General features: G+C 76.4%; 27 protein-coding genes. 9 read left to right on the top strand and 18 right to left on the bottom strand.

Going from position 1 to position 22,244, the window contains the following annotated elements:
- Positions 1 to 65: 65 nt before the first annotated feature.
- Both PH190_RS18490 and PH190_RS18485 read right to left on the bottom strand, forming a co-directional pair.
- Positions 66 to 1,265 carry an amidase gene (locus PH190_RS18490; protein ID WP_274232997.1) on the bottom strand — a complete coding sequence of 400 codons (1,200 nt, stop codon included), beginning with the start codon at positions 1,263 to 1,265 and terminating at the stop codon, positions 66 to 68.
- A 15-nt stretch (positions 1,266 to 1,280) separates the two neighbouring features.
- Positions 1,281 to 1,946 carry a hypothetical protein gene (locus PH190_RS18485; protein WP_274232996.1) on the bottom strand — a complete coding sequence of 222 codons (666 nt, stop codon included), beginning with the start codon at positions 1,944 to 1,946 and terminating at the stop codon, positions 1,281 to 1,283.
- Between the two features lie 174 nt (positions 1,947 to 2,120).
- Here PH190_RS18485 and PH190_RS18480 point away from each other — a divergent pair, with 174 nt between their 5' ends.
- Positions 2,121 to 2,753: an L-threonylcarbamoyladenylate synthase gene (locus PH190_RS18480; RefSeq protein WP_274232995.1), complete on the top strand. Its 633-nt coding sequence runs from the start codon at positions 2,121 to 2,123 to the stop codon at positions 2,751 to 2,753.
- A gap of 7 nt (positions 2,754 to 2,760) precedes the next feature.
- Here PH190_RS18480 and PH190_RS18475 read toward each other — a convergent pair whose 3' ends face one another.
- From PH190_RS18475 to PH190_RS18460, 4 genes are all read right to left on the bottom strand, one after another.
- Positions 2,761 to 3,102 (bottom strand): hypothetical protein, encoded by a 342-nt coding sequence (locus PH190_RS18475; protein WP_274232994.1) that lies wholly within the window; start codon positions 3,100 to 3,102, stop codon positions 2,761 to 2,763.
- Positions 3,099 to 3,542, bottom strand: a complete 444-nt coding sequence (locus tag PH190_RS18470; RefSeq protein ID WP_274232993.1) for an STAS domain-containing protein — start codon at positions 3,540 to 3,542, stop codon at positions 3,099 to 3,101. The genes PH190_RS18475 and PH190_RS18470 overlap by 4 nt, the downstream gene beginning before the upstream one ends.
- Positions 3,543 to 3,724: 182 nt before the next feature.
- A complete protein-coding gene (locus PH190_RS18465) occupies positions 3,725 to 4,453 on the bottom strand; it encodes a TSUP family transporter (RefSeq protein WP_274232992.1) in 729 nt (242 codons plus the stop codon).
- A 57-nt stretch (positions 4,454 to 4,510) separates the two neighbouring features.
- On the bottom strand, positions 4,511 to 4,819 hold the full coding sequence (locus PH190_RS18460; RefSeq protein WP_274232991.1) for a DUF4333 domain-containing protein: 309 nt from the start codon (positions 4,817 to 4,819) through the stop codon (positions 4,511 to 4,513).
- A 392-nt stretch (positions 4,820 to 5,211) separates the two neighbouring features.
- On the opposite strand from PH190_RS18460, the gene PH190_RS18455 reads away from it, so the two are divergent.
- Complete coding sequence (locus PH190_RS18455; RefSeq protein WP_274232990.1) at positions 5,212 to 6,015, top strand: PP2C family protein-serine/threonine phosphatase; 804 nt, start codon at positions 5,212 to 5,214, stop codon at positions 6,013 to 6,015.
- Here PH190_RS18455 and PH190_RS18450 read toward each other — a convergent pair.
- Positions 6,010 to 7,419, bottom strand: coding sequence for an ATP-binding protein (locus tag PH190_RS18450; RefSeq protein ID WP_274232989.1), 1,410 nt, complete (start codon positions 7,417 to 7,419; stop codon positions 6,010 to 6,012). The genes PH190_RS18455 and PH190_RS18450 overlap by 6 nt on opposite strands.
- Entirely contained in the window at positions 7,416 to 8,111 is a 696-nt protein-coding gene (locus tag PH190_RS18445) for a response regulator transcription factor (RefSeq protein WP_274232988.1), read from the bottom strand. The genes PH190_RS18450 and PH190_RS18445 overlap by 4 nt, the downstream gene beginning before the upstream one ends.
- A gap of 127 nt (positions 8,112 to 8,238) precedes the next feature.
- On the opposite strand from PH190_RS18445, the gene PH190_RS18440 reads away from it, so the two are divergent.
- The 3 genes from PH190_RS18440 to PH190_RS18430 all read left to right on the top strand — a co-directional run bounded on the left by PH190_RS18440 (position 8,239) and on the right by PH190_RS18430 (position 10,818).
- Positions 8,239 to 8,829, top strand: a complete 591-nt coding sequence (locus PH190_RS18440) for a hypothetical protein (protein WP_274232987.1) — start codon at positions 8,239 to 8,241, stop codon at positions 8,827 to 8,829.
- A gap of 273 nt (positions 8,830 to 9,102) precedes the next feature.
- A complete protein-coding gene (locus tag PH190_RS18435; RefSeq protein ID WP_274232986.1) occupies positions 9,103 to 10,017 on the top strand; it encodes a sulfite exporter TauE/SafE family protein in 915 nt (304 codons plus the stop codon).
- 72 nt (positions 10,018 to 10,089) lie between these two features.
- Entirely contained in the window at positions 10,090 to 10,818 is a 729-nt protein-coding gene (locus PH190_RS18430) for an HAD family hydrolase (protein ID WP_274232985.1), read from the top strand.
- Here the strand turns inward: PH190_RS18430 and PH190_RS18425 are convergent.
- The 4 genes from PH190_RS18425 to PH190_RS18410 form a co-directional block, all read right to left on the bottom strand.
- Positions 10,802 to 11,104 carry a hypothetical protein gene (locus tag PH190_RS18425; protein WP_274232984.1) on the bottom strand — a complete coding sequence of 101 codons (303 nt, stop codon included), beginning with the start codon at positions 11,102 to 11,104 and terminating at the stop codon, positions 10,802 to 10,804. The two genes, PH190_RS18430 and PH190_RS18425, sit on opposite strands and share 17 nt — an antisense overlap.
- Before the next feature lie 79 nt (positions 11,105 to 11,183).
- Positions 11,184 to 12,704 (bottom strand): FGGY-family carbohydrate kinase, encoded by a 1,521-nt coding sequence (locus PH190_RS18420; protein WP_274232983.1) that lies wholly within the window; start codon positions 12,702 to 12,704, stop codon positions 11,184 to 11,186.
- Positions 12,701 to 13,732 carry a 2-hydroxyacid dehydrogenase gene (locus PH190_RS18415; RefSeq protein ID WP_274232982.1) on the bottom strand — a complete coding sequence of 344 codons (1,032 nt, stop codon included), beginning with the start codon at positions 13,730 to 13,732 and terminating at the stop codon, positions 12,701 to 12,703. Before PH190_RS18415 ends, PH190_RS18420 begins: the two co-directional genes overlap by 4 nt.
- Before the next feature lie 41 nt (positions 13,733 to 13,773).
- On the bottom strand, positions 13,774 to 14,418 hold the full coding sequence (locus PH190_RS18410) for a class II aldolase/adducin family protein (RefSeq protein WP_274232981.1): 645 nt from the start codon (positions 14,416 to 14,418) through the stop codon (positions 13,774 to 13,776).
- Positions 14,419 to 14,465: 47 nt separating this feature from the next.
- Between PH190_RS18410 and PH190_RS18405 the strand changes: the two genes are divergently transcribed.
- Positions 14,466 to 15,230 (top strand): DeoR/GlpR family DNA-binding transcription regulator, encoded by a 765-nt coding sequence (locus tag PH190_RS18405; protein WP_274232980.1) that lies wholly within the window; start codon positions 14,466 to 14,468, stop codon positions 15,228 to 15,230.
- A 26-nt stretch (positions 15,231 to 15,256) separates the two neighbouring features.
- On the opposite strand, the gene PH190_RS18400 is transcribed toward PH190_RS18405, so the two are convergent.
- A complete protein-coding gene (locus PH190_RS18400) occupies positions 15,257 to 15,439 on the bottom strand; it encodes a MerR family DNA-binding transcriptional regulator (RefSeq protein WP_274232979.1) in 183 nt (60 codons plus the stop codon).
- 115 nt (positions 15,440 to 15,554) lie between these two features.
- On the opposite strand from PH190_RS18400, the gene PH190_RS18395 reads away from it, so the two are divergent.
- On the top strand, positions 15,555 to 15,836 hold the full coding sequence (locus PH190_RS18395; RefSeq protein ID WP_274232978.1) for a hypothetical protein: 282 nt from the start codon (positions 15,555 to 15,557) through the stop codon (positions 15,834 to 15,836).
- Here PH190_RS18395 and PH190_RS18390 read toward each other — a convergent pair.
- From PH190_RS18390 to PH190_RS18380, 3 genes are all read right to left on the bottom strand, one after another.
- Positions 15,802 to 17,163 carry a sensor histidine kinase gene (locus tag PH190_RS18390; protein WP_274232977.1) on the bottom strand — a complete coding sequence of 454 codons (1,362 nt, stop codon included), beginning with the start codon at positions 17,161 to 17,163 and terminating at the stop codon, positions 15,802 to 15,804. The genes PH190_RS18395 and PH190_RS18390 overlap by 35 nt on opposite strands.
- A complete protein-coding gene (locus tag PH190_RS18385; protein ID WP_274232976.1) occupies positions 17,160 to 17,870 on the bottom strand; it encodes a response regulator transcription factor in 711 nt (236 codons plus the stop codon). The genes PH190_RS18390 and PH190_RS18385 overlap by 4 nt, the downstream gene beginning before the upstream one ends.
- A gap of 62 nt (positions 17,871 to 17,932) precedes the next feature.
- Positions 17,933 to 18,292 (bottom strand): hypothetical protein, encoded by a 360-nt coding sequence (locus PH190_RS18380; protein ID WP_274232975.1) that lies wholly within the window; start codon positions 18,290 to 18,292, stop codon positions 17,933 to 17,935.
- Positions 18,293 to 18,407: 115 nt separating this feature from the next.
- On the opposite strand from PH190_RS18380, the gene PH190_RS18375 reads away from it, so the two are divergent.
- Positions 18,408 to 19,220, top strand: a complete 813-nt coding sequence (locus tag PH190_RS18375; RefSeq protein ID WP_274232974.1) for a class I SAM-dependent methyltransferase — start codon at positions 18,408 to 18,410, stop codon at positions 19,218 to 19,220.
- Here the strand turns inward: PH190_RS18375 and PH190_RS18370 are convergent.
- Positions 19,178 to 19,582, bottom strand: a complete 405-nt coding sequence (locus tag PH190_RS18370) for a hypothetical protein (RefSeq protein ID WP_274232973.1) — start codon at positions 19,580 to 19,582, stop codon at positions 19,178 to 19,180. The two genes, PH190_RS18375 and PH190_RS18370, sit on opposite strands and share 43 nt — an antisense overlap.
- 117 nt (positions 19,583 to 19,699) lie before the next feature.
- Between PH190_RS18370 and PH190_RS18365 the strand changes: the two genes are divergently transcribed.
- Complete coding sequence (locus tag PH190_RS18365) at positions 19,700 to 20,497, top strand: enoyl-CoA hydratase/isomerase family protein (RefSeq protein ID WP_274232972.1); 798 nt, start codon at positions 19,700 to 19,702, stop codon at positions 20,495 to 20,497.
- Positions 20,498 to 20,556: 59 nt separating this feature from the next.
- Here the strand turns inward: PH190_RS18365 and PH190_RS18360 are convergent, their stop codons facing one another.
- Positions 20,557 to 22,134 carry a class I adenylate-forming enzyme family protein gene (locus PH190_RS18360; RefSeq protein WP_274232971.1) on the bottom strand — a complete coding sequence of 526 codons (1,578 nt, stop codon included), beginning with the start codon at positions 22,132 to 22,134 and terminating at the stop codon, positions 20,557 to 20,559.
- Positions 22,135 to 22,244: the final 110 nt, after the last annotated feature.

Below are 22,244 nucleotides of genomic sequence, written 5' to 3'. Positions count from 1 at the left end.
TGTGCGTGATCTTCTGAGCGATAGCTGAGGAGATCACGCACGAGGGGCGGGCCCGGCGCCCCCGCTCACCGACCGAGGAGCGGCTCCAGCCAGCGGCCGGCGGCGAGCAGGGCGTCCTCGCGGTCGGGGTGGCCGATGAGGGCGAGGCCCAGCGGCAGGCCGGCGGCGTCGCGGGCGCCCGGTACGGCGAGGGCGGGCAGGCCGAGCAGGTGCCAGGGTCGCGAGAGCACCGGGTCGCCGGTGGCGTCGAGGCCCGCCGGGGCCACACCGAGCGCGCCGGGGACGAGGACGGCGTCGGCGTCGTCGAGGCGCGCCAGCACGGCCTCACGGGTCGTCGCGGCGCGCTCACGGGCGGCGGCGAGCTCGTCGGGCGGCACCGCCCGGCCCTCCGCGAGCAGCGCCCGCAGGTTCGGCCCGAGACCCGGCGCGTCCGGCACGGTCATCGACGCCTCGGCGGCCATGACCATCCGGTGGTCGACGGTGGCCCGCCGCAGGTCGAGGTCCCAGGCCGCGAGGCCGGCCCCGGCGACGTGGGCCGCGGCGACGGCGTCGGCGTGCGCCTCCTGCATGGCGGGCGAGACCTCGGCGACGTCCGTGCCGTCCCAGGTCAGCAGCCGCGGCGAGGTCCCGGACGCCGTCGCCGGGGCGTGGCCGGCGAGGGCCGCGCGCGCGGTGGCGAGATCCTCGACGCTCGCCGCGAACAGCCCGAGGGTGTCCAGGCCCGGGGCCAGCGGATTCACGCCCGCCGTCGGCAGCGACCCGCGCGCGACGGCGAGGCCCGCGACCCCGCAGTACGACGCCGGGCGCACCACCGAGCCGGCGGTCTGCGTGCCCACCGCGAGCGGCACCATGCCGGCCGCGACCGCGGCGGCGGACCCGCTCGACGACCCGCCGGGCGTGCGCGCCGGGTCGTGCGGATTGCGGGTGGGGCCGGGGTCGAAGAAGGCGAACTCGGTGGTCACCGTCTTGCCGACGACCACCGCGCCCGCCCCGCGCAGCAGCGCCGTGATCGCCGCGTCGTCGGTGGCGGGCGGGGCGTCGGCGCGCGCGGCCGAGCCGCACCGGGTGGGCACGCCCGCGACGTCGACGATGTCCTTGATGCCCACCGGAACGCCGGCGAGCGGGCCGTCCCCGCCCGCGTCCGGCGGGACGAGCTCGACCCAGGCGCGCACCCGGTCGTCGACCTCGTCGATCCGTCGCCGGGCCGTGTCCACCGCGTCGGGGCGACGGGCATCGACGAGTCGCCAGGGAGCCACCAGGTCCACGGCGACGAGTGTGCTCTACAGGGTGATCGGGATGGAGGAGGTCTCGCCGAAGTCGGGCGGCTCGTCGACGGGGTTGGTCTGCGGCGTGCGCTGGACGGCCTGCTGGGTGTCGGTGCTCGAGCCGGTGGCGCCCGACGCGTCGGCCGACGAGCCGTCCCCCGACGAGCCGTCGGTGGAGGACGTGGTGGAGGACGTGGAGGAGGACGTGGAGGAGGACGAGGACGACGTGCCGATGTCGCAGCTCTGCTGGTCCGCACCGTCCGAGAGCCCGAGGTCGCCGAGCAGGCCGCCGACGAGGCCGCCGTCGGAGGAGTCGGACGAGGCCGACGAGCTGCTGGCCGACGAGCCGTCGCAGTCGGCGGTGGCGCGGTACCGGGAGGAGTCGTCGTGGCCGTAGGCGTTGCCGCGCCCGTTGCCGTGCCCGTTGCCGTGCCCGTTGCCGTGTCCGTCGCCGAGGCCGTACGCGTGGCCGTTGCCGTGTCCGTTGCCCGGGGACGAGGAGGAGGTCCCCCGGCCGTCGCCGTCGCCGTGACCCGGCGACGCGGTCGCGAGTCCCGCGCCGGAGCCGGCCAGGGCGAGCGCGGCCGAGGTGGCGACGGCTCCGCGTCCGGCGAGGCGGCGCAGGCCGGAGCGCGGGGTCGTGCGGTGGTCGACGCGACGGTCGATGCGGTGGGCGCCCATGCGAGTTCCTCCTTCTGCGCGGCCACCTGCACCCGATCGGGGCAATGACGTCGCGGTCGCGCGTCTTGTAGGTCTCGTTCCGGTCACGGCTCCGGCGTAGATGCCCCACCGGTGGCGCGCCCAATCCCCCTCGAGTGGTTCCTCTCCGGCACGCGGGGCTCCTACTCTTCGGCGATGGCGGTGACGACCACGGCGCGCTACGTCGAGATGCACCCGCGCAACCCGCAGCGCCGGTCGGTCCTGCAGACCGTCGAGCTGCTGCGCGCGGGCGGGCTCATCGCCTACCCGACCGACTCGTGCTTCGCGCTGGGCTGCACGGTCGGCAACCGCGAGGGCCTCGAGCGCATCCGGACGATCCGGCGGCTCGACGCGCGGCACCACTTTACGCTCGTGTGCCGCGACTTCGCCCAGCTCGGGCAGTTCGTGCGCATCTCGACACCGGTGTTCCGCGCGGTGAAGGCGGCCACGCCCGGCTGCTACACGTTCATCCTCCCGGCCACCAAGGAGGTGCCGCGGCGGCTGCTGCACCCGCGCAAGCGCACCGTGGGGGTCCGCATCCCGGCGCACCCCGTGGTCGACGCCCTGCTCGCCGAGCTGGACGAACCGCTGCTGTCCTCGACGCTGCTGCTGCCCGACACCGAGGAGCCCCTGACCAGCGGACGGGACATCCTCGAGCGCCTCGGGCACCAGCTGGACGCGGTCCTCGACTCCGGGGAGTGCGGGACCGAGCCGACGACGGTCGTGGACCTGTCCTCCGACGAGCCCGTGCTGGTGCGGCAGGGCGCCGGCCACGGGTTCTCCTGGTGACCTGGCCTCAGCCGGTGGGGCGCGGCACGCGGTCGGCGGCCGCGCGCAGCGCGAGGTACGCGTCCTCGAGCTCGCGGGCGGCGAGGTGCGCGCACGCCGTGCGCACGGCCGCGGCCGCCTCGTCCATGGCCACCCGGCCGTCGCCGTCGCCCCGGCCGCGCGCCTGGTGGGTGTGCGCGGTGACGGCCGCGCGCAGCATCCGGTCGAGCCGCCCGTCGAGCACCGCGGACGGCGGGTCGACGAGGTCGCCGAGGTAGCCGATCGCCGCCCGGATGGCGGCGGCGAGCTCGGGCGGCGGTGGGTCCGCCCCGTCGCGGGCGGCGCCGTCGCGGCGCACCGTGGCGGTCACCGGTCGGTCCCGCCGGGCGACGCACCGCGGCCGAGCGCCGGGTCGGTGTCGGCGAGCGCGAGGCAGCGGTCGAGGGCGGTGAGCCGGATCGGGTGCAGCACCGTGCGGTGGGTCGCGACGAGCACGAGGCGGACGTCGCGGGCGACCGCCGCGCCCTGGACGGCCGCGAGCACGTCCAGGCCGGAGGCCCCGAGGAACGTCACGCCCTCGAGGTCGGCCACCACCGACGGCTGCTCGGTCGCGCGGCCGGCGGCGTCGCGGTCGTCGGCCACCGTGGTGACCGACCCGAGCAGGACGTCGGACAGGTGCCGGGCGGTCAGCATGTCGACCTCACCGATGACCCGCACGAGCACGAGACCCGGGCGCGGCTGGGTGGGGGCGACGGTCAGACCGCCGTGGCCGGGATCGATGCCGGCGTCGCGACCGACGTCCTCGACCACGGACGGTCGGCCGGCGCGTTCACGAGGCGCCATCATGGGAAAGAGCCACCTCTTCCTCGGGCTGGGGTGAGAACCGCCTGCCTCGAGAGGGTGAAGCCGCGGGTGGCGACCACCACTGTGCCCCCGCGCGACGAGCCTGTCCACCCAGGGACAGCGATCCCTCGCCTGCCGACGGATCGGGCTCAAAGGGTCAGCAGGCCCCTGACCAGCGTCGCGACGGCACCGGCGAGGGCCAGCAGGATCACGACGCGGCGGGCCGTCTCGGGCCTCAGCCGGTCGTGCACGAGCCCGCCGAGCACGACCCCGACCGCGATCCCGGCGAGGCCCGCGCCCCACACGGCGCCGTCGAGGCGAGGCAGGCCCTTGCTCAGCAGCGCGACGAGGTTGATGACGAGCAGGACCACCTGCGCGGTCGGGACGAGGACCTCGGTGCTCCAGCGGCGGGCCAGCGCGAAGGCCGAGATGGCGGGGCCGCCGACGCCGGCGGTGACGTTGACGAACCCGGCGACCGCCCCCGCGACGAGCGCGCCGGGCGTCCCCCGCAACCGGCTGCCCAGGCGCGGGACCAGCGAGAGCAGCACGGCGGCGAGGGCGAGCGCGCCGACGACGACCAGCAGCGGCCCCTCCGGCAGCACGCCGACGACGACCACCCCGAGCGGGACCGCCACCACCGCGCCCACCAGCAGCAGCGTCGCCGCACGGACGTCGACGCCGTGGCGGGTGCGCGCGAGCACGACCAGGCAGAGCACGACCTGCAGCGCGTTGCCGAACGAGACGCCGTCGCGCGGGCCCAGGACGGCCACGAGGAAGGGGCCCCCGACCAGCGCGAGGCCGAGCCCCGTCGTGCGCTGGGTCAGCGCGCCGAGCAGGACCGGCGCCACGACGAGCGCCGCCGTCCCCGCCGCGCTCAACGGGGCGGCGGGTACGGCGGCGACAGCTCGGTCACGCGGTCATCATGACCGCCCCGCTCACTGCGGGGTGATGCTGAAGTTCACGACGTCACCCTCGACGCCGGTGACCTGCACCAGCAGCGGGGTGGTGACGCCGGCGTCCGTGCCGGTGCACGTGATCGTCGCACCGACCTCGCCCTCCAGCGACGACGGGCAGCTGACCTGGCCGGCCTCGACCCCGTACTGCTGGGCGATCTGCTGCTCGACCTGGTCGGCCGTCACGGAGGGGTTGCCGAACACCACGAGGAGCGCGAACAGCCCCGCCAGGAGCGCGACGATCGCGACCACGACGATCCCGAGGATCTTCCCGACCGAGCTCTTGCGCACGGGAGGTGGCGGAGGGTAACCACCATAGCCCGGAACGGGGGGTGGGCCGCCGTAGGGCATCCCGGCCGGGCCCGGCGGCATCGGCGGGTGCGGGAAACCGGCGGGGGGCGGCGGGGCCTGCTGCGACATGGGACATCCTCGAGGTCACGGGGGGTGCGGGGTGATCGGCTCCCGGCCCGGACCTCGGTCTGACGCCCGGCGGGTACGAGGAGCATAGAACACGGAGAGCGACGAGCAATGGGCTTCACTGGTCCATCAGAGTTGTCTCACGATCTCGCCAGGAATCCGCGACTCCACCTCGCGCGCTCACCCGCCTCACAGCTCACGCCCAGCCTCGCGACCCACGCTGGTCGGGAGGACGCCGAGGGATCGGCGCCGAGCGAGGAGGGCCCGTGGACACCCTGGACGCCGCACCGCCGGAGGCCGCACCGCTGAGCACCGGGTGGCGCGACGCCGCCGTGGACCTCGGCGCGTCCGTCGCGGGTGGCGTCCAGCGGTCCGACGGGTCCGTCGCGTGGGCGGAGCGGCGCGGGCCCCGCCGGCACCACGCCGACGCGGCCGCCGCCCACCGCGGCGCGACCGGCCGCCTCGCCGTCGCCGTCGCCGACGGGGTGGGCGACGCCGAGGCCGCCGGGTTCGCCGCCCGCCTCGTCGCCGACCACGCCGTGCGCGTCGCGGTGCTCGAGGGCCGCCCCGACCTCGCCCTCCTCGCGGCCCACGACCTGCTCGTCAGCACCCACGACCTCGTGCCCGGCGACGCCGCCGCGGTCGTCGCGCTCGCCCCCGGCGCCGGGGACCCGCGCTGGCGTCTCGCGTGGGTGGGCGACTGCCGGGCGCTCGCGTGGGACGGGCGCTCGCTGCGCACCCTGACCGCCGACCACACCGTCGCCGCCGCGATGCGCGCCCACGGCGTGCCCGTGCACCCGCGCCTGGAGAACGTCCTGACGACGAGCGTGCGCACGGTGCGCCCGCACGAGGTCGGCATCGCCGTCGTCGACGATCCGGGCACCCTGCTGCTGGTCAGCGACGGCGTGCACCGCAGCGTGCGGGCGCCGGCGCTCGCCGCCGCCCTCGCGGCCGGCGGGGGCCCGGCGGCCCAGGCCGAGCGCGTCCTGGCCCTCGCCGCCGAGGCCGGGACCACCGACAACGCGACGGTGCTGGTGGCTTCGCCAGGTGAGCAGAAAGGAGGGCTATAGCCCTTCTTTCTGCTCACCTGCGCGGAGCGCACCCAGCGTCAGGCGCAGCCGCGCGCCGCGCTCGGTGTCGACCACCCGCAGCTCCCCGCCGTGCGCCCGGGCGAGCGCGCGGGCGATCGGCAGGCCGAGACCGGCGCCGCCGGCGTCCCGGGACCGGGCGTCGTCGAGGCGCACGAGCCGGTCGAAGACGCGCTCGCGGTCGGCCGGCGGGATGCCGGGCCCCTCGTCGACGACGTCGACCACCGCCTGCGCGCCGTCGCGCGACACCTCGATGCGCACCGTGCCGTCGGCGGGCCCGTGCCGGCGGGCGTTCTCCAGCAGGTTGGCGAGGATCTGCGCGATCCGCGCGGGGTCGGCGTCGACCCGGGTCGGCGGCCCGTCCACCTGCACCGTCATCCCGGGGGCGAGCAGCGCGGTGCGCTCGGCCTCGGCGGCGGCGAGCTCGGCGAGGTCGACCTCGCGCCGGTCGAGGGGGGCGCCGTCCTCGATGCGGGCGAGCTCGAGCATGTCGGCGACGAGCGCACCGGCGCGCCGGGTCTCGCGCACCAGGGTGGTGGCGATCCGCTCCCGGCGCGCCAGGTCCGCGTCGGGCTGGCGCACGAGCGACTCGGCGAGGGTCTGCACGCCGGTCACGGGGGTGCGCAGCTCGTGGGCGGCGTCGGACAGGAAGCGGCGGGTACGCACCTCCGAGCGGCGCGCCTCGGCGGCCGCGTCCTCGGCGCGGCCCTGGGCGTCCTCGAGCGCGTCGAGCATGTCGTCGAAGGCCGCCGCGGTGCGCCCGAGCTCGGTGTCCGTGCGCTCGGGGCGCAGCCGCCGGCCCCGCTCGCCGCCGGCGATGTCGCGGGCCAGCGCCGTCATGTCGTCCAGCGGGCGCAGCGCCACCCGCACCACCGCGAGCAGGGCCAGGGCCACGGCCGCGAGCCCGAGCGCCCCGACCCCGATCATCACCGCGCGCAGCCGCGCCAGGACGTCGTCGTTCTCGGCCGGGTCGACCGTGAGCACGAGGCGGGTGCCGTCGGGGACCGCGACGGTGCGGGCGAGCTCCCCGTCGCGGGGCGGGCGGTCGGGGCGTCCCGGCCGCATCGGTGGTCGTCCGGGCGGGCCGTCGACCGATCCCGCCACCCGCCGACCCGCGGCGTCGAGCAGCACCGCGCGGATGCCCTGCCCGTCGACGGCCTCGACGAGCGGCGCCCCGGTCGTCCCGGCCGCGACGAGCAGCCCGGCGCGGGTGGCGCGGTCGTCGAGGCGGCTCTGCTGGTCGCGGCGCAGCTGGGCGTCGAGCGACAGGTCGACCGCCACCCCGATGACCACCAGCGCCAGCGCCACGACGACCAGTACCAGCGCGGTGACGCGGAAGCGCAGCGAGCGCCCGGAGGTCCAGCGGGCGCGCAGGCCCGCGGTCACGTCCCCTCCCCCGGCGCGGGCCGCAGCGCGTAGCCCAGCCCGCGCACGGTGTGGACGATCCGCGGCCCGTGCGCCTCCAGCTTGCGCCGCAGCGCCGACACGTGGACCTCGACGAGGTTCGGGTCGTAGGCGTCGTAGCCCCAGACCTGCGTGAGGATCTGGTTCTTGGTGACGGTCCGCCCGCGCTGCTCGACGAGGTAGCGCAGCAGGCGCAGCTCGGTGGCGGTGAGGTCGAGCACCGTGCCGGCGCGGGTGGCGGTGCCGGCCTCCTCGTCGACGACGAGGTCGCCGACGGCGAGCGCCGTGGGGACCCGGCCGCGGCGGCGGAGCACCGCGCGCACCCGGGACACGAGCTCGGCCAGCAGGAACGGCTTGACGACGTAGTCGTCGGCGCCGCCGTCGAGGCCGTGGAGACGGTCGGCGAGCGCGTCGCGTGCGGTGAGCAGGACCAGGCCGGCGTCGCTGCGCTCGCGCGCCACGCGCAGCAGGGCGAAGCCGTCGCGGCCGGGCAGCATGACGTCGAGGACGACGAGGTCGGGGCGGAAGCCGTCGAGCAGGTCCTCGAACCCCGTCCCGTCGCCGCGCCCGAGCGCACGGAAACCGGCGTCGCTCAGCGCGTCGACCACCGACTCGCGGATGGCCGCCTCGTCCTCGACGACGAGCACGCGTGCCGCCGTTCCCCGGGTCCCCACGGCGTCGATGGTGGCCTGCCGCTCCTGAACCGTCGCTGAAGACCCGGCGCGCGGGCGGGTGCTTCAGGTCCGGTTCAGCCGCGGTGCCCAGTGTCGGTGCTCCCCGCCGACGATCGGAGAGCGAACGATGAGCGACACCCCGCAGGCCGGCACCCCGGGCGACGACCCGGCGACCCGGCCGACCGCGACGAGCCACCCCGCCGACGCCGGCGAGCCGGGTCCCCCGACGCGCTGGCAGCGCACCACCCGCCCGTCCTCCTGGACCCGGCGGACCGCGGTCCTCGTGGCCGGCATCGCCGGGCTCGTGCTCGGCGTGCTGCTCACCGGCGCCGTGCTGGCCGCGACCGTGGGCGGGCCGGGCGGCCCCCGCGGCGACGGGCCGCGCGACCGTCCCCCGATGGGGCCCGGGACGAGCGCCCAGGAACGGGGGTTCGACCGCGGCGACGGCCGTGACGGCCGGGGACCCCGGGGCGACGCCGCGTCCGGGCCGATCGTGGTGCAGGTCCAGCCGGGCGCGACGGTGCAGGTGGCGCCCGGGGCGACGGTGCAGACGGTGCCGGGGGCGGCGGGACAGCCCGCGCAGCCGACCCAGCCCGCCCAGCCGACCCAGCCCGCGCAGCCGGGCCAGCCCGCCCAGCCGACCCAGCCCGCGCAGCCCACCCAGCCCGCGCAGCCGGGTCAGCCGGTCCAGCCCGGCCAGGTCCCCCTGCCCGGCTGATCAGCCCGTCGGCGTGGCGGCCATCACAGCTGTGGTGCTCGGCGCTGTCGTCCGTCACGCCGACGTGTGAGCATGAGGACCATGTCCGACGCGGGTCTCCTCCTCGTGCGCCGCGCGCACGTGGATCTCCTCCGCGTCTCCTCGGCCGGGTGTCGCACGCCCCGCCGCTGACCGTCCACGTCTCGTCCGGTCGCGGGTCCGATCCCCGGCCGGGTGCGCTGACGTGCCCGCGTCACGGGCGCTCGGGCTCGCCCCACCCTCCGAGGAAGCCCTGTGCGCACGTTCCTGCTCTTCGCCCTCGCGGGCCTGATCGCCCAGCTGGTCGACGGCTCGCTGGGCATGGCCTACGGCGTCACGTCGACGTCGGTCCTTCTCGCGGCCGGGACGGCGCCCGCCGTGGCCTCCGCCTCCGTGCACCTCGCCGAGGTCGGCACCACCCTCGCCTCCGGGGCGTCGCACTGGCGCTTCGGCAACGTCGACTGGCGCGTCGTCGGCATCCTCGCGCTGCCCGGCGCGATCGGTGCCATGGTCGGCGCCTACGTGCTCGTCAACCTCACCGAGAACGCCGAGCCGTACATGGCGCTCGTCCTGCTGCTGCTCGGCGTCTACGTGTTGCTGCGCTTCAGCTCGCGGGCGGTCGCCGAGCGGGTGGTGTCCGGGCCGCGCCCCGGCGGCAAGTTCCTCGGCCCGCTCGGCCTGGTCGCGGGCTTCCTCGACGCGTCCGGTGGCGGCGGCTGGGGTCCGGTGGCGACGTCGAGCCTCCTGGCCTCCGGGCGACTGGAGCCGCGCAAGGTCGTCGGGTCGGTCGACACCTCGGAGTTCGTCGTCGCGCTGGCCGCGAGCATCGGCTTCCTCGTCGCGTTGTCGTCCGCGGAGATCGACGTCACGGTCGTGCTCGCCCTGATGATCGGCGGCGTGATCGCGGCCCCGTTCGCGGCCTACATCGTCCGACTGCTGCCCGCCCGCGTGCTCGGCACCGCGGCCGGCGGCCTGATCATCCTGACCAACGCCCGCACGTTCCTGAACGGCATCGACGTCGCGAGCACCGTCGTGACGATCGTGCTGCTGGTGCTCGCGGTGCTGTGGGTCGTGGCGATCGTGGTCGCGGTGCGCACCGCCCGCCGCGAGCGCGCGCTCCACGAGCCCGCCGTCGTCGAGGAGGACGGCACGCCGGCCGCGCAGGCCTGACGCCCGCCGCCCCGTGAGAGCGACGGGCCCCTTCGGTCGGAACCACGCGAGCCCACCCGGGATCATGACCCCGTGCGCGCGCTGTTCGACCTCCCCGCCGCCTACCGCCCGAGCGACGACGACCGGGCCTCGCCGGTGCCGCCGCTGGAAGCGGTGCTCTGCGACTTCAGCAACACGCTGTTCCGCATGGTCCCGACCGACACGTGGCTCGCCCGGATCGCCGCCGACACCGGGCGCGCGCTCGACGACCCGGCCGCCGTGCTCGCCCAGCTCGAGGCGGCGGCCGCGGAGCCCGAGGTGATCGCGGCGCAGGAGGGCCGCGACCTCGACGTCGAGGCCCACCGCCGGGCGATGCTGGCGTGGTTCGCGCGCGTGCCGTGGCTCGCGGGCATCGAGGAGGCGGCGCGGGAGCGGGTGGTCGCCGAGGACTCGTGGGTGCCCTACGCCGACACCGGCTCGTTCCTCCGCGCCCTGGCCGGCCGCGGCGTCCCGGTCGGCGTGGTCAGCGACATCGGCTGGGACATCCGCGGGCACGCGCGTGCCGCGGGGCTCGAGGACCTCGTCGGCACCTGGGTGCTCTCCTGCGAGGAGGGACGCGAGAAGCCCGCGCCGGAGCTGTTCCGCACCGCCTGCGAGCGCCTCGGCGTCGCGCCGCGCCGCACGCTCATGGTCGGCGACAACCCGCGCCGCGACGGGGGCGCCGTCGCCGCCGGGCTGCGCGCGTTCGTGCTGGCCGGCGAGCAGCGGGAGCGCGAGCGCGGGCTCGGCGACGTGCTCGCGCTGGTCAGCGCACGCGCGTGACGCCGGGCGCGACCAGCTCGCGCACCCCGCCCGGCGGCGCGCCGGCCGCGCGTCGCACCCACCCGCCGACCACCTGGGCGACCGACCAGCCCTCTCCCGCGACGAGGGCGGCGACCTCGCGGTCGGCCGCGCCGAGCTCCACGTCGGCGTCGTCGAGGACCCCGACGAGCCAGCGCTCGCTGCGCCGCACCACCTCGTCCCCGGCGGCTCCCGCGGCGAGCAGCCGCCCGAGGTCGAACGGCTCGACCTCGAACGGCCCCGACGACACCGGCTGACGACTGCTCATGGCGAACCCCTCTCGGTGGACGGGGTCGACGCTAGAGGGGCCCACCGACACCGCGCGGTCGTCGGGCCCGCCGAGCACCTCAGGGCCGCGCCGGCGCGGGCCCGCGCCGGAACCCCTGGGCCTGGCGCGCCCAGAAGCTCCGCGCGGTGTCGACGTGCGCGCGGTAGCGCAGGTAGCCGTCGGCGTAGCAGGTGTGCGCGTCGGCGGACGGCTCGACGGTGCGCGACGGCGCCGCCCACGCCGCGGGGTCGACGTCGTCGCCGAGCGCGCGGGCCGCGGTGATCGCGGCCCCGCGGGTCCCGAGGCCGGGGTCGTCGGGCACGACGAGGGGCCGCTCGAGGACGTCGGCGAAGATCTGTGCCCACGGCCCCGACTGCGAGCCCCCGCCACAGGCCACGAGCGTCCCCTGCCGGTCCACCGACGACGCGGCGCGCTCGAAGCAGTGCTTCGCGGTGTAGGCGATGCCCTCGCACACCGCGCGGACGACGTCGCCGCGGCGCGTCGAGAGCGTGATGCCCTCCATCTGGCCCCGGGCGCGCGTGTCGACGAACGGGGCGCGCTCCCCCGACGCCGCGAGGAACGGCAGCGCCGAGACGCCCCCGGCGCCCGGCGCGGTGCCCTCGAGCAGCTCGGGCAGGGCGTCGATGCCGACGCCGAGGAAGTCGAGCAGCCAGTCCAGGCCGGCCGTGCCGACCATCGCCGGCATCGCCCGCAGCCACAGCTCGTCCTGCGGCGTGCACAGCCACATCCCGGCGGGCTCGGGGCCGGCGGCGTCGTCCGGGTCGTCCGGGGCGACGCGGTCGGTGAAGACCTCGCAGGCCAGCGTCGTCCCGATGATCACCAGACCGTCGCCCGGTGCCGACAGCCCGGCCCCGACCGCGCAGGCGGGCAGGTCGAACGGCCCGCCGGTGACGGGGGTGCCGACGGGCAGCCCGACGATGTCGGCGCCGCGCTCGTCGAGCGCGAACACCGCGCCCGACGGCGCGGGCTCGGCCAGCAGGCCACGGTGCTGGGCGACCCCGCAGGCCTCCAGCGCCGCGTCGTCGTAGCGCCGCGAGACGACGTCGAGGAACGGCAGCGAGGCGTCGGACGCGTCGACGGTGACGACGCCGGTGAGCCGCTGGACGAGCGCGTCGACGCAGTAGCCCGCGACGGTCGCGCGCTCGAGCGCCTCCGGCTCGTCGCGCTCGAGGGCGACCAGCAGCGGCGCGTGGCACCCGGGGAACAGGCCGGCGCCGGTGCGCCGGTAGACCTCGGCGAGCGTGCCGTCGTCCTGCCAGCCCCGCACGACGTCGGCGCCCCGGTCGTCGAGCCACGAGATCGGCGGGCGCACCGCGGCGCCCTGCTCGTCGCGCAGCCACATGCCGTCGCCCTGGCCGGTGAGCGCGAGCGCGCGCACCTCCCGGTCGCCCGCCTCCGCGACGACCCGCCGCACGACGTCCGCGACCGTGCCGACCACGTCCTCGAGGTCCTGCTCGACCCGGCCGTCCGGGAACTGCTCCAGCCGGGAGGCCCGCTCGGCGGAGGCCAGCTTGCGTCCCTGCTCGTCGTACGCGTCGGCCTTCGTCATCGACGTCCCGACGTCCACACCGACGATCACCGCAGCACCTCCGGGTTCAGGCAGTGCGCCAGGGGCTCGCCGTCGACGAACCGGCGCACCTCGTCGGCCATCCGCCGGGCCGCGCGGTGCGCGACGTCGGTGGACGCGCCCGCGAGGTGCGAGACGGTGAGCACCTGCGGCAGGCCCAGCAGCGGGTGGTCCGGAGGCGGCGGTTCGGTGACATAGACGTCGAGCGCGGCGCCGGACAGCCGCCCCGAGCGCAGCGCGTCGACCAGCGCGTCCTCGTCGAGCAGCTCCCCGCGGGCGGTGTTGACGAGGTAGGCGCCCGGCTTGACCTGGCCGAGCACGTCCGCGTCGATCAGCCCGCGCGTCTCGTCGGAGAGTCGCGCGTGGAGGCTGACGACGTCGCTGCGCTCCACGAGCTCGGCGAGCCCGACCAGCTCGACGCCCCGCTCGGCGGCGACGTCGGGGTCGACGTAGGGGTCCGACGCGAGCAGGTGCACGCCGAAGGCGCGCAGCAGGTCGGCGACCCGCGACCCGACCTGCCCGAGACCGACCAGCCCGACCGTGCTCCCGGCGAGCTCGGGGCCGGCCTCGTCGTAGCGGTAGAGGTCGCCGGTCCAGTCGCCGTCGCGCATCCGCGCGTGGCTGCGCGCGATGTTGCGGCGGCCCGCGATGAGGACGCCGACGGTGAACTCGGCGACGGCCCGGGCGTTGCGGCCGGGCAGGTTGACGACGGCCACGCCCTGCTTGGTCGCGGCCTCGAGGTCGACGTTCGTCGGCCCGCCGCGCGGCGTCGCGACCAGCCGCAGCCGGTCCGCGCCGCTGAGCACCCGCGTGGTGACGGGCGCGAGGTGCGTGACGAGCACGTCGGCGTCGCGGACGGCCTCGGCGATCTCGTCCTCGTCGCCGGCCGCCTCGGCGATCTCGGAGGTGGCGTACCACGGCTCGGTGGGCCACCGGCTCGCGTGCGTGGTGAACGCCGTGTCCGGATCGAGCACCGGACGCAGCGCGTCCACGAACGTCGTCGGCGTGATGAAGTCGTCCCCGGCGCACAGCACGTGCATGTCGACCTCCCTCGGTCGGGGCCCCGGACGGCGGGCCGGCGTCAGCGCGACGTGACGGACTGGCCGTAGCTGTCCAGCTTCGTCGCGACGCGCGCGATCTCGTCCTCGGCGAGCACGTGCGGCTCGCCGACCAGGCGGGCCTGGTGGTACATCCGGCAGACCCACTCCAGGTAGACGCTGCGGGTGTAGGCCTTGGCCAGGCTCTCGCCGTACGTCGTGGCCCCGTGGTTCTGCAGCAGGGCGCCGAAGCGTCCCTCCATCGCCGTCACGCTGTTCTCGGCCAGCTCGGGGCTGCCGTAGGTGGCGTAGGGCGCCACGCGCACCGGCCCGCCGAGCAGCGCGATCATGTAGTGCACCGGCGGGAGCTCGTCGAGCAGCACCGAGAGGGTGCTGGCGTAGAGCGGGTGCGTGTGGACCACGGCGACGGCGTCGGTGCGCCGGTACACCGCGGTGTGCATCGGGACCTCGGACGACGGCTCGAGGTCGCCGTCCACCTGCTCGCCGTCGAGCGTGATCACGGAGATCGACGCGGGCGTCAGGTCCTCGTAGGGGGCGCCGCTGGGCGTGATCGCCACGTGGTCACCCTGTCGGACGCTGATGTTGCCGGACGTGCCGACGGTCAGGTCGTCGGACTGCATCCGCCGGCAGTAGTCCACCAGCTCGGTACGTTCCTGCTCCAGCAGCACGGGATCACTCCTTCGCCGGGGCGCGATGTGAAGTTAACATCTGTGGTGTGATCGGGAAAACCCTCCGCCAGCAACGGATCGCGGAGCACGTGCTCGCGGCCGGCTCGGCGAGCGCGGCGGAGCTGGTGGAGCTCACCGGGGTGAGCCTGATGACCGTGCACCGCGACGTCGACGAGCTGGTCCGGCGCGGCCTGGTGCGGAAGTACCGCGGCGGGGTCTCGGCCCAGCCGACCTCGGTGTTCGAGGCCCACTCCGAGTACCGGCGCACCCAGCGTCGCGCGGAGAAGGCGGCGATCGCGCGCGCGGCCCTGCCGATGGTCGAGCCCGGCTCGTCGATCATGGTGGACGACTCCTCGACCACGTTGGCGCTGGTCGAGCTCCTGCCCGAGGTCGGGCCGCTGACCGTCGTCACCAACTACCTGCCGGCGCTCGAGCGGCTCCGCGAGGTGCCCGAGGTCCACCTGATCGCGCTGGGCGGCGACTACTCGCGCACCCACGACTCCTTCGGCGGCATCACCTGCACGGCGTCGCTGGCCGCGATCTCGGTCGACGCGGCGTTCGTCTCCACCTCGGCGCTCACGGGCGCGATGACCTACCACCAGGAGCAGGACGTCGTCCTGGTCAAGCGGGCCATGCTCGACGCGGCCGCGACGAGCGTCCTGCTCGTCGACTCGGGCAAGGTGCCGCGGCGCGCGCTGCACCAGGTGTGCCCGGTCGCGGACTTCGACGCGCTCGTCGTCGACGACGGCGTCGCCGACGACGTCCTGCTCGAGCTGCGCGAGCACACGGCGGTGACCGTCGCTCCCGTGTGATGTTCACACGAGCGATGTGAAGACGCCTACTCCTCGTCGGCCATGCCGATCTGACGGCGCAGCTTGGCGACGTTCCACCGGTACTGCCCCGACGGCAGCGTGATCTCGGGCGTGACCTGCCCGTTCCTCACGTAGCGCTGGAGCGTGCGCGCGCTGACCCCGAGCGCCTTCGCGGCCTCGGGCGTCGACACCAGTTCGGACGGCGGCATGTCGGTCACCCTATGTCGCCGCTGTCGCCCGAACGACGTCTCTGACGTCGTCGACGCTCTTTTCTCCGATGTCGTGCTTGTCGCCGATGACGTCGAAGGCGCTACCATCGGCGACATGAGCGACACCGACGACAGCTCCTTACCGGGGGCGGGCGGGCCACGGCGCTACCGGCTCGACGCCCGCCGTTTCCGCGGACCGCTGCACGCCCCGGCCCGCAACGACCACGAGCAGCACGAGTCCGACGACCTCGCCCCGCTGGTCGAGCTCGCGCGCACCCTGGTGGCCGAGGGCTTCACCACCTGGATCTACGAGCGGGTCCGGCGCTCCGTGCCGTGGCCGGAGGCCTGGGACCTGCGGCTGGTCACCCAGCTCGACCCGGACCGATCGCGAGGCTGACGCGCAGCCCCCCGCCCGGCGCGTCCTCCAGGCGGACCTGCCCGTCGTGGCGCGCGGCCTGCTGCGCGACGAGCGCCAGGCCCAGCCCCGACCCGGGCGCCCCCGTGGTGCTGCCGCGCACGAAGCGCCCGAGCACCGCCTCCTGCTCGGCGGCGGGCAGCCCCCGGCCGTCGTCGTCGACGGTGAGCACGACCCCGCCGTCCTCCCCGGCGTGGGCCCCGAGCCGCACGGTCCCCGCGCGCCCGTGCCGGACGGCGTTGACTACGGCGTTCGCCAGCGCCATCCGCAGGCCCTCGAGCGATCCGTGGACGACGCCCGCCGGCTCCTCGGCGACGACCGCCAACCCCGGGTGCGCGCGCCGGGCGTCCTCCGCGGCGAGGCGCAGCAGGTCCGCGACCCCGACCGCGTCGCCGCCGTCCGGACCGACGGTGTCCGGCAGGTCGCCGGCGGCGATCTGCCCGAGCGCGGTCAGCGTCGCCTCCACGCGGGCCTGGGCGCGCAGGACATCGGCGAGCACCTCGTCGCGCTCGGGCAGATCGGGGTGGGCCGCCAGGACCTCGAGGTCGGTACGCATCGCGGTCAGCGGGGTGCGCAGCTCGTGGCGCGCGGCCGCGGCGAAGTCGCGGGCGGCGTGCAGCGAGGCGGTGCTGCGCTGCTGCTCGGCGTGCAGCCGGGCGAGCATGGCGCTCAGGGCGTCGGCGAGCTCCTCGGACTCCCGCGAGCCGTCGGCGCGCACGGTCGGCGGCGCCACGTCGGGGTCCACGGCGCCGTCGAGCGTCGCGGCCCGGTCGGTGAGGCGACGCAGCGGCCGCACCGCGCGGCCCGCGAACACCCAGCCGAGGCCGGCCGCGAGCGCGACGGCCACGACGCCGAGGCCCGTGACCAGCCGCTGCCGCTCCGCCACCCGCGCGCGGGTGTCGTCCTCGGTCGCGCCGACGGTGACGAGCGCGCCCGGCGCCGGCCCGGGCGCGGTGCGGACGCGGTAGGCGACACCGCCGACGTCGACCGAGATCGGGATGCCGAGCGGGGTGAGCGGCAGCTCGGGCCCGCTGACCCGCCGCACGGTGCCGTCGGGGGCCCGCAGCGTCACCGCGAGGTCGGCGCGCGTGGAGGCGAACGACCCCAGCACCGCCGGCGAGCCGGGCACGAGGCTGCGGTCGAGGCGCTCGGTCTGCTCGCGCGTCAGGAGCACCGAGGCCAGCACGCCGACGAGCACGACCACCACCGTCGACGCGAGCCCGGCGGCCAGCGCCACCCGCAGGCGCAGGGAGGCCGAGCGCCGCCGGGCCGTCGCGGGAGCCGGAGTGCTCGGAGCCGGTGCGCTCACCCGCCCTCCCGCAGCACGAACCCGACCCCGCGCACGGTGTGCACGAGCCGCGGCGTGCCGTCGGCCTCCAGCTTGCGGCGCAGGTAGCCGACGAAGACGTCGACGACGTTGGTGTCGGTCGCGAAGTCGTAGCCCCAGACCATCTCGAGCAGCCGCTCGCGGGTCAGCACCACCTCGGCGTTGCGGGCGAGGACGACGAGCAGCTCGTACTCCCGCTTCGTCAGGTCCACCGAGCGCTCGCCCACTCCGACCGTGCGCCGCGCCAGGTCGATGCGCAGCGGGCCGGCGGTGAGCACCTCGCCGAGGGCGGGCTCGGCCGCCGGCCCGGGCCGCGCCCCGCGCCGCAGCAACGCCCGCAGGCGCGCCACCAGCTCCGCCAGCGCGAACGGCTTGACCATGTAGTCGTCGGCGCCCGCCTCGAGGCCGACGACGCGGTCGTCGACGGTGTCGCGCGCGGAGAGCACGCACACCGGGACGTCGTGGTCCATGGCCCGCAGCGCGGACACGACCGCGACCCCGTCCATGCCGGGCAGCCCGAGGTCGAGCACGACGGCGTCGGGGACCCGCTCGTGCACCGCCCGCAGCGCGCCTGGCCCGTCCTCCGCGGAGCGCACCGCGAACCCCGACAGCCGCAGGCCCCGCTCGAGCGAGGCGCGGACGTCGGCGTCGTCGTCGACGACCAGGAGGTCGGGGGACGGCTCGGTCATGGTCGCGGATTCTGCCGCTCCGGTCGTGGTGGGGCGGTCGGCGGCGTCAGCGGTCGGCGGCGTCAGCGATCGACACAGGGGCGGGCGGCCCGCTCGACGCGCTCGCTGATGTCGGCGAGGCGGGACGCGAGCGCCGGGTCGGGGGCCTGCCCGGTCTGCGGTCCCGGCTGCGCGCGCAGCCGCTCGATCTCGGCGCGCGCCTCGGGCGTGAGCGTCAGCGGGGTCCCGCCGGTCGCGCCGGGGCGCAGGCGGGCGGTGCAGGGCGCCTGGGCGTTGCCGGCGGGAGCTGCGGCGGCAACGGGGGCGGGTGCAGCGGCGGGTGCTGTCGTCGGCGCCGGGTCGGGTGCGCCGGCGCAGCCGCCGAGGACGAGCAGTCCGGCCAGGACCGGTCCGGCGAGCACCGGCAGGCGGCGGGAGTCCATCGATCGATCTCCTCGAGGATCGTGGCGGCCGATCGGGGGCGGCCGCCTCACGGTGATCACTCTGGTGGGCGGGCGTGACGCAGCTCTGTGGCGTCTCTGAGGGAACGGTGAGGTCGTGGACGAGGTGGACGGCGTGGGCGGTGTGGACGGCGTGGATCGGTACGCCGCGGCGGCGACGGGCTGGGCGACGGGCGCGTCGCGGGTCTACGGGCCGCTGGCCGCGGCGCTCGTGGCCGCCGCGCCGCACCCGCTCGAGGGCCGGCGGGTGCTCGACGCCGGCGCCGGGACGGGCCTGGCGTCGGCGGCGCTGCGGGCGGTGGGCGCGCACCCGGTGGCGCTGGACCGCTCGCCGGCGATGCTCGGCTGGGACGCCGCGGCGCGCCCGCCGGCCGTCGCGGGCGCGCTGGAGGCGGTGCCGCTGCGCGACGGGTGCGTCGACGACACCGTCGCGGCGTTCGTGCTCAACCACGTCGACGACCCGACGGCCGCGCTGCGCGAGCTCGCCCGCGTCACGCGCCCGGGCGGGGCGGTACTGGCGTCGCTGCCGGCCGCCACGAGCAGCCACCGCGCGGTGCGGAACCGGATCGACGCGGTCGTCGTCGACGCCGGGTGGGTGCCGCCGGACTGGCACGCGCACCTGACGACCGTCCAGGCCCCGCAGCTCGGCGACGTCGCCGCGGCGGGCCGGGCCGCCCGGGACGCCGGGCTGCACGTCCTCGCGGTCACCGAGCACGTCGCCGACGTCGGTGTCGAGCGCGCCGAGGACCTCGTCGACTACCGGCTCGGCCAGGCCCACGTCGCCGCCTGGCTGGAGGGGATGTCCGACGCCGAGCGCGCGGCGCTGCGGGCGGCGGCCGTCGACGCGGTGCGCCCGGTGATGGCGCCCTACCGCCCGCCGGTGATCACCCTCGTCGCCCGCGTGCCCTGAGCCTCCGGGCGGGCGCGCCAGGCGAGCACCGCGGTCGCCGCGCAGTACGGCGCCCACAGCAGCCGCTCGCCGGACGAGCGGGAGACGCCGTTGAGGACGGTGCCGGCCGCCATGAACGCCGCCAGTCCCGTCAGTGCGGCACGACGGGCGGCCGGCGCGCCGGCGTCGGTGACCAGTGCCAGCGTCCCCGCGGCGTAGCCGACCGCCGCCACCCCGCTGGTCCGGCGGAGCGCGACGGGCAGCCGGCCCTCGTGCGCGCCGCCGTAGGCGAACCGCCCCCACGGCGCCCCGGCGGCCAGGGCGGTCTGGAAGACGACCTGGACCGCCAGCAGCGCGCCGGTGGCGCGGGAGGGTCGGAGCACGCGCCCAGTGTCCGCGATGTCGGATTCCGACCCCAGGGCCCGGACCTGCCCCTGTCACGACCGGGGCCGGACGGGCAGCATGATCGGAGCTGACGCCGGAGGATGGGAGTGCGGTCGATGACGAGCGACGCGGTCGAGGTGACCCGGGACGACCAGGCCGCGGTGGCGGTCGTGCGGATGAACCGCCCGGACCGCCGCAACGCGCTCACCACCGAGCTCAAGGTGGCGCTGCGCGACGCGCTCGAGGAGGTCGGCCAGGACGCGAGCGTGCGCGCGGTCGTCCTCGCCGCCGCGGGCCCCGCGTTCTGCGTCGGGCAGGACCTCGGTGAGCACGCCGAGGTGCTGCGCTCGGGCGACCCGGACGCCATGCGCACCGTGCCCGAGCACTACAACCGCATCACCTCCGCGCTCGCGACGATGCCGAAGCCGGCGATCGCCGCGATCGGCGGCACCTGTGTCGGCGCCGGCCTGGGCTTCGCGCTCGCGTGCGACCTGCGCCTGGCCGCGAGCGGGGTCCGGTTCGCGACGGCCTTCGCCGGCATCGGGTTCGGCGGCGACTCGGGCCTCTCCGCGACGCTCGCCCACGCCGTCGGCGCCTCCCGGGCCACCGACCTGCTCATGCTCGGCGACGCCTTCACCGCCGAGCAGGCCCGCGACTGGGGCCTCGTGCGCGAGGTCGTCGCCGCCGAGGAGCTCGACGACAAGGCCCTCGCCCTGGCCCGCCGCCTCGCCACCGGCCCGACCGCCGCCTACGCGGAGATCAAGGCCGCCATCGCGCTCGGCACCGTCTCGTCCCTGCCGACGGTGCTCGAGCACGAGGGCGCCGCCCAGTCCCGCCTCGCCGCGACCCAGGACCACCGCAACGCCGTCGAAGCCTTCCTCGCCAAGGAGAAGCCGACGTTCACGGGGCACTGACGGGCCGCGAACGGGGAGTTCGCGCGCGTAGACGCCGCGAACAGCACGTTCGCTGCGTCCTACGTCAGCTGCGACTCGCGCTCGCTCCAGAACACCGCCCGCAGCTCGCGCTTGAGGATCTTCCCCGCGCCCGACTTGGGCAGCGGCTCGGTCCTCGTCTCGATGCTGCGCGGCACCTTGTAGCCGGCGATCGTCTCCCGGCAGTGGGCGACGAGCTCCTCGACGAAGGCGTCCGGGTCGTCGGGCTGGCTGCGCAGGACGACGACGGCGTGCACCGACTCGCCGTAGCGCTCGTGCGGCACCCCGAACACCGCCACCTCGACCACCGACGGGTGCGCGAACAGCGCGTTCTCGACCTCGGCGCTGTACACGTTCTCGCCGCCCGAGACGATCATGTCCTTGGCGCGGTCGACGAGGAACAGGTGCCCGCCGTCGTCGAGCAGCCCCAGGTCACCCGACGCGAACCAGCCGTCGCGCAGCGCGGCAGCGGTCTCGTCGGGCTTGTTCCAGTAGCCGGCGGTGACGTTGGCGCCGCGGATCAGCACCTCGCCGACCAGCCCCGGCGGCAGCGGCGTCCGGTCGGCCGGGTCGACGACGATCACCTCGACCCCGACCGCCGCCCGGCCGCACGAGCGCGCCTGCGGGGTGTCGAGCAGGTGCTGCTCGCCGGGCAGCAGCGTGACGATCGGCGAGGTCTCGGTGAGCCCGTAGATGTGCAGCATCTCGGCGTCCGGGAACGCGGTGTGGGTACGGCGCAGCAGCTCGACCGCCGCGGGCGACGACCCGTGCGAGAGCCAGCGCAGCGACGACACCTCCCGCGGGCGCGCGGTCTGCTCGACCGCGAGCGCGTCCATCATCGTCGGCACCACGAGCGTCGCCGTGATGCCGTGGCGCTCGACGAGGTCGAGCACGCCGTCGGGGGTGAACGCCGGGCACATCACCTGCGTGCCGCCGGCCCAGATCGTCGACAGCGCGCCGATCGTCCCGGCCGCGTGGAACATCGGCGCCACCACGAGCCACGAGGTGTCGGGCGTGAACGGCCAGCAGGCCATGAAGTGGAACGCGTTGGCGACGAGGTTGCCGTGGGTGAGCATGACGCCCTTGGCCGCGCCGGTGGTGCCACCGGTGTAGAAGATGCCGGCGAGGTCGTGCTCGGCGGGCTCGCGCAGCGGCGCGCCGGGCTCGGCGTCGGCGAGCAGGGTCTCGTACTCGGTCGTGGTGTCGACGACGCGCAGGTCGGGGTCGAGGCCGTCGAGCGCACGGTCGGCGAAGAGCACGCGCGCTCCCGCGTCGCGCAGCGCGTACGTCCGCTCGGCAGCGGTGTGCCGGACGTTGAGCGGGACGATGACGAGCCCGTGGCTGGGCAGGCCCAGGTAGAGCTCGAGGTAGCGGTGGCAGTTCGCCCCGAGGACGCCGACGCGGTCGCCCGGACGCAGGCCGAGCCGGGTGAGGACGGCGCCGAGGCGCGCGACGCGGTCGGCGAGCTCGGCGTAGGTGACGGTCTGCTCGCCGCACACCACGGCCGTGCGGTCCCGCGCCGTCGCGAGCGCGCGACGCAGGGGCGCGCCCATCGTGCGCGTCGCGTTGCTCGCGTCGGACGCCGGCGCGAGGTCGTGGAGGGTCTCGAGCGTCGTCATCGACCACCTCGGGGGACACGCTGCGGGCACCGCAGGCGAACGATCGTTCGGTCGGCCGCGAAGGTAGCAGTGACCCGCCCCCAGCGGCCAGGACGAGGATGCTGCGTCCT

The sequence above is a fragment of the Actinomycetospora straminea genome, assembly GCF_028737255.1.
Lineage (GTDB): Bacteria > Actinomycetota > Actinomycetes > Mycobacteriales > Pseudonocardiaceae > Actinomycetospora > Actinomycetospora straminea.
Note: the sequence above shows the minus strand (reverse complement) of the source record. Positions and strands in the feature narration are given on the sequence as shown.

What these genes read in the sequence shown, in the direction of transcription:
- PH190_RS18485 (WP_274232996.1), bottom strand. Translation starts at nt 1,946, where the DNA reads ATGGGCGCCCACCGCATCGACCGTCGCGTCGACCACCGCACGACCCCG.
- PH190_RS18480 (WP_274232995.1), top strand. Translation starts at nt 2,121, where the DNA reads ATGGCGGTGACGACCACGGCGCGCTACGTCGAGATGCACCCGCGCAAC.
- PH190_RS18440 (WP_274232987.1), top strand. Translation starts at nt 8,239, where the DNA reads ATGAGCGACACCCCGCAGGCCGGCACCCCGGGCGACGACCCGGCGACC.
- PH190_RS18425 (WP_274232984.1), bottom strand. Translation starts at nt 11,104, where the DNA reads ATGAGCAGTCGTCAGCCGGTGTCGTCGGGGCCGTTCGAGGTCGAGCCG.
- PH190_RS18415 (WP_274232982.1), bottom strand. Translation starts at nt 13,732, where the DNA reads ATGCACGTGCTGTGCGCCGGGGACGACTTCATCACGCCGACGACGTTC.
- PH190_RS18400 (WP_274232979.1), bottom strand. Translation starts at nt 15,439, where the DNA reads ATGCCGCCGTCCGAACTGGTGTCGACGCCCGAGGCCGCGAAGGCGCTC.
- PH190_RS18395 (WP_274232978.1), top strand. Translation starts at nt 15,555, where the DNA reads ATGAGCGACACCGACGACAGCTCCTTACCGGGGGCGGGCGGGCCACGG.
- PH190_RS18385 (WP_274232976.1), bottom strand. Translation starts at nt 17,870, where the DNA reads ATGACCGAGCCGTCCCCCGACCTCCTGGTCGTCGACGACGACGCCGAC.
- PH190_RS18380 (WP_274232975.1), bottom strand. Translation starts at nt 18,292, where the DNA reads ATGGACTCCCGCCGCCTGCCGGTGCTCGCCGGACCGGTCCTGGCCGGA.
- PH190_RS18365 (WP_274232972.1), top strand. Translation starts at nt 19,700, where the DNA reads ATGACGAGCGACGCGGTCGAGGTGACCCGGGACGACCAGGCCGCGGTG.
- PH190_RS18360 (WP_274232971.1), bottom strand. Translation starts at nt 22,134, where the DNA reads ATGACGACGCTCGAGACCCTCCACGACCTCGCGCCGGCGTCCGACGCG.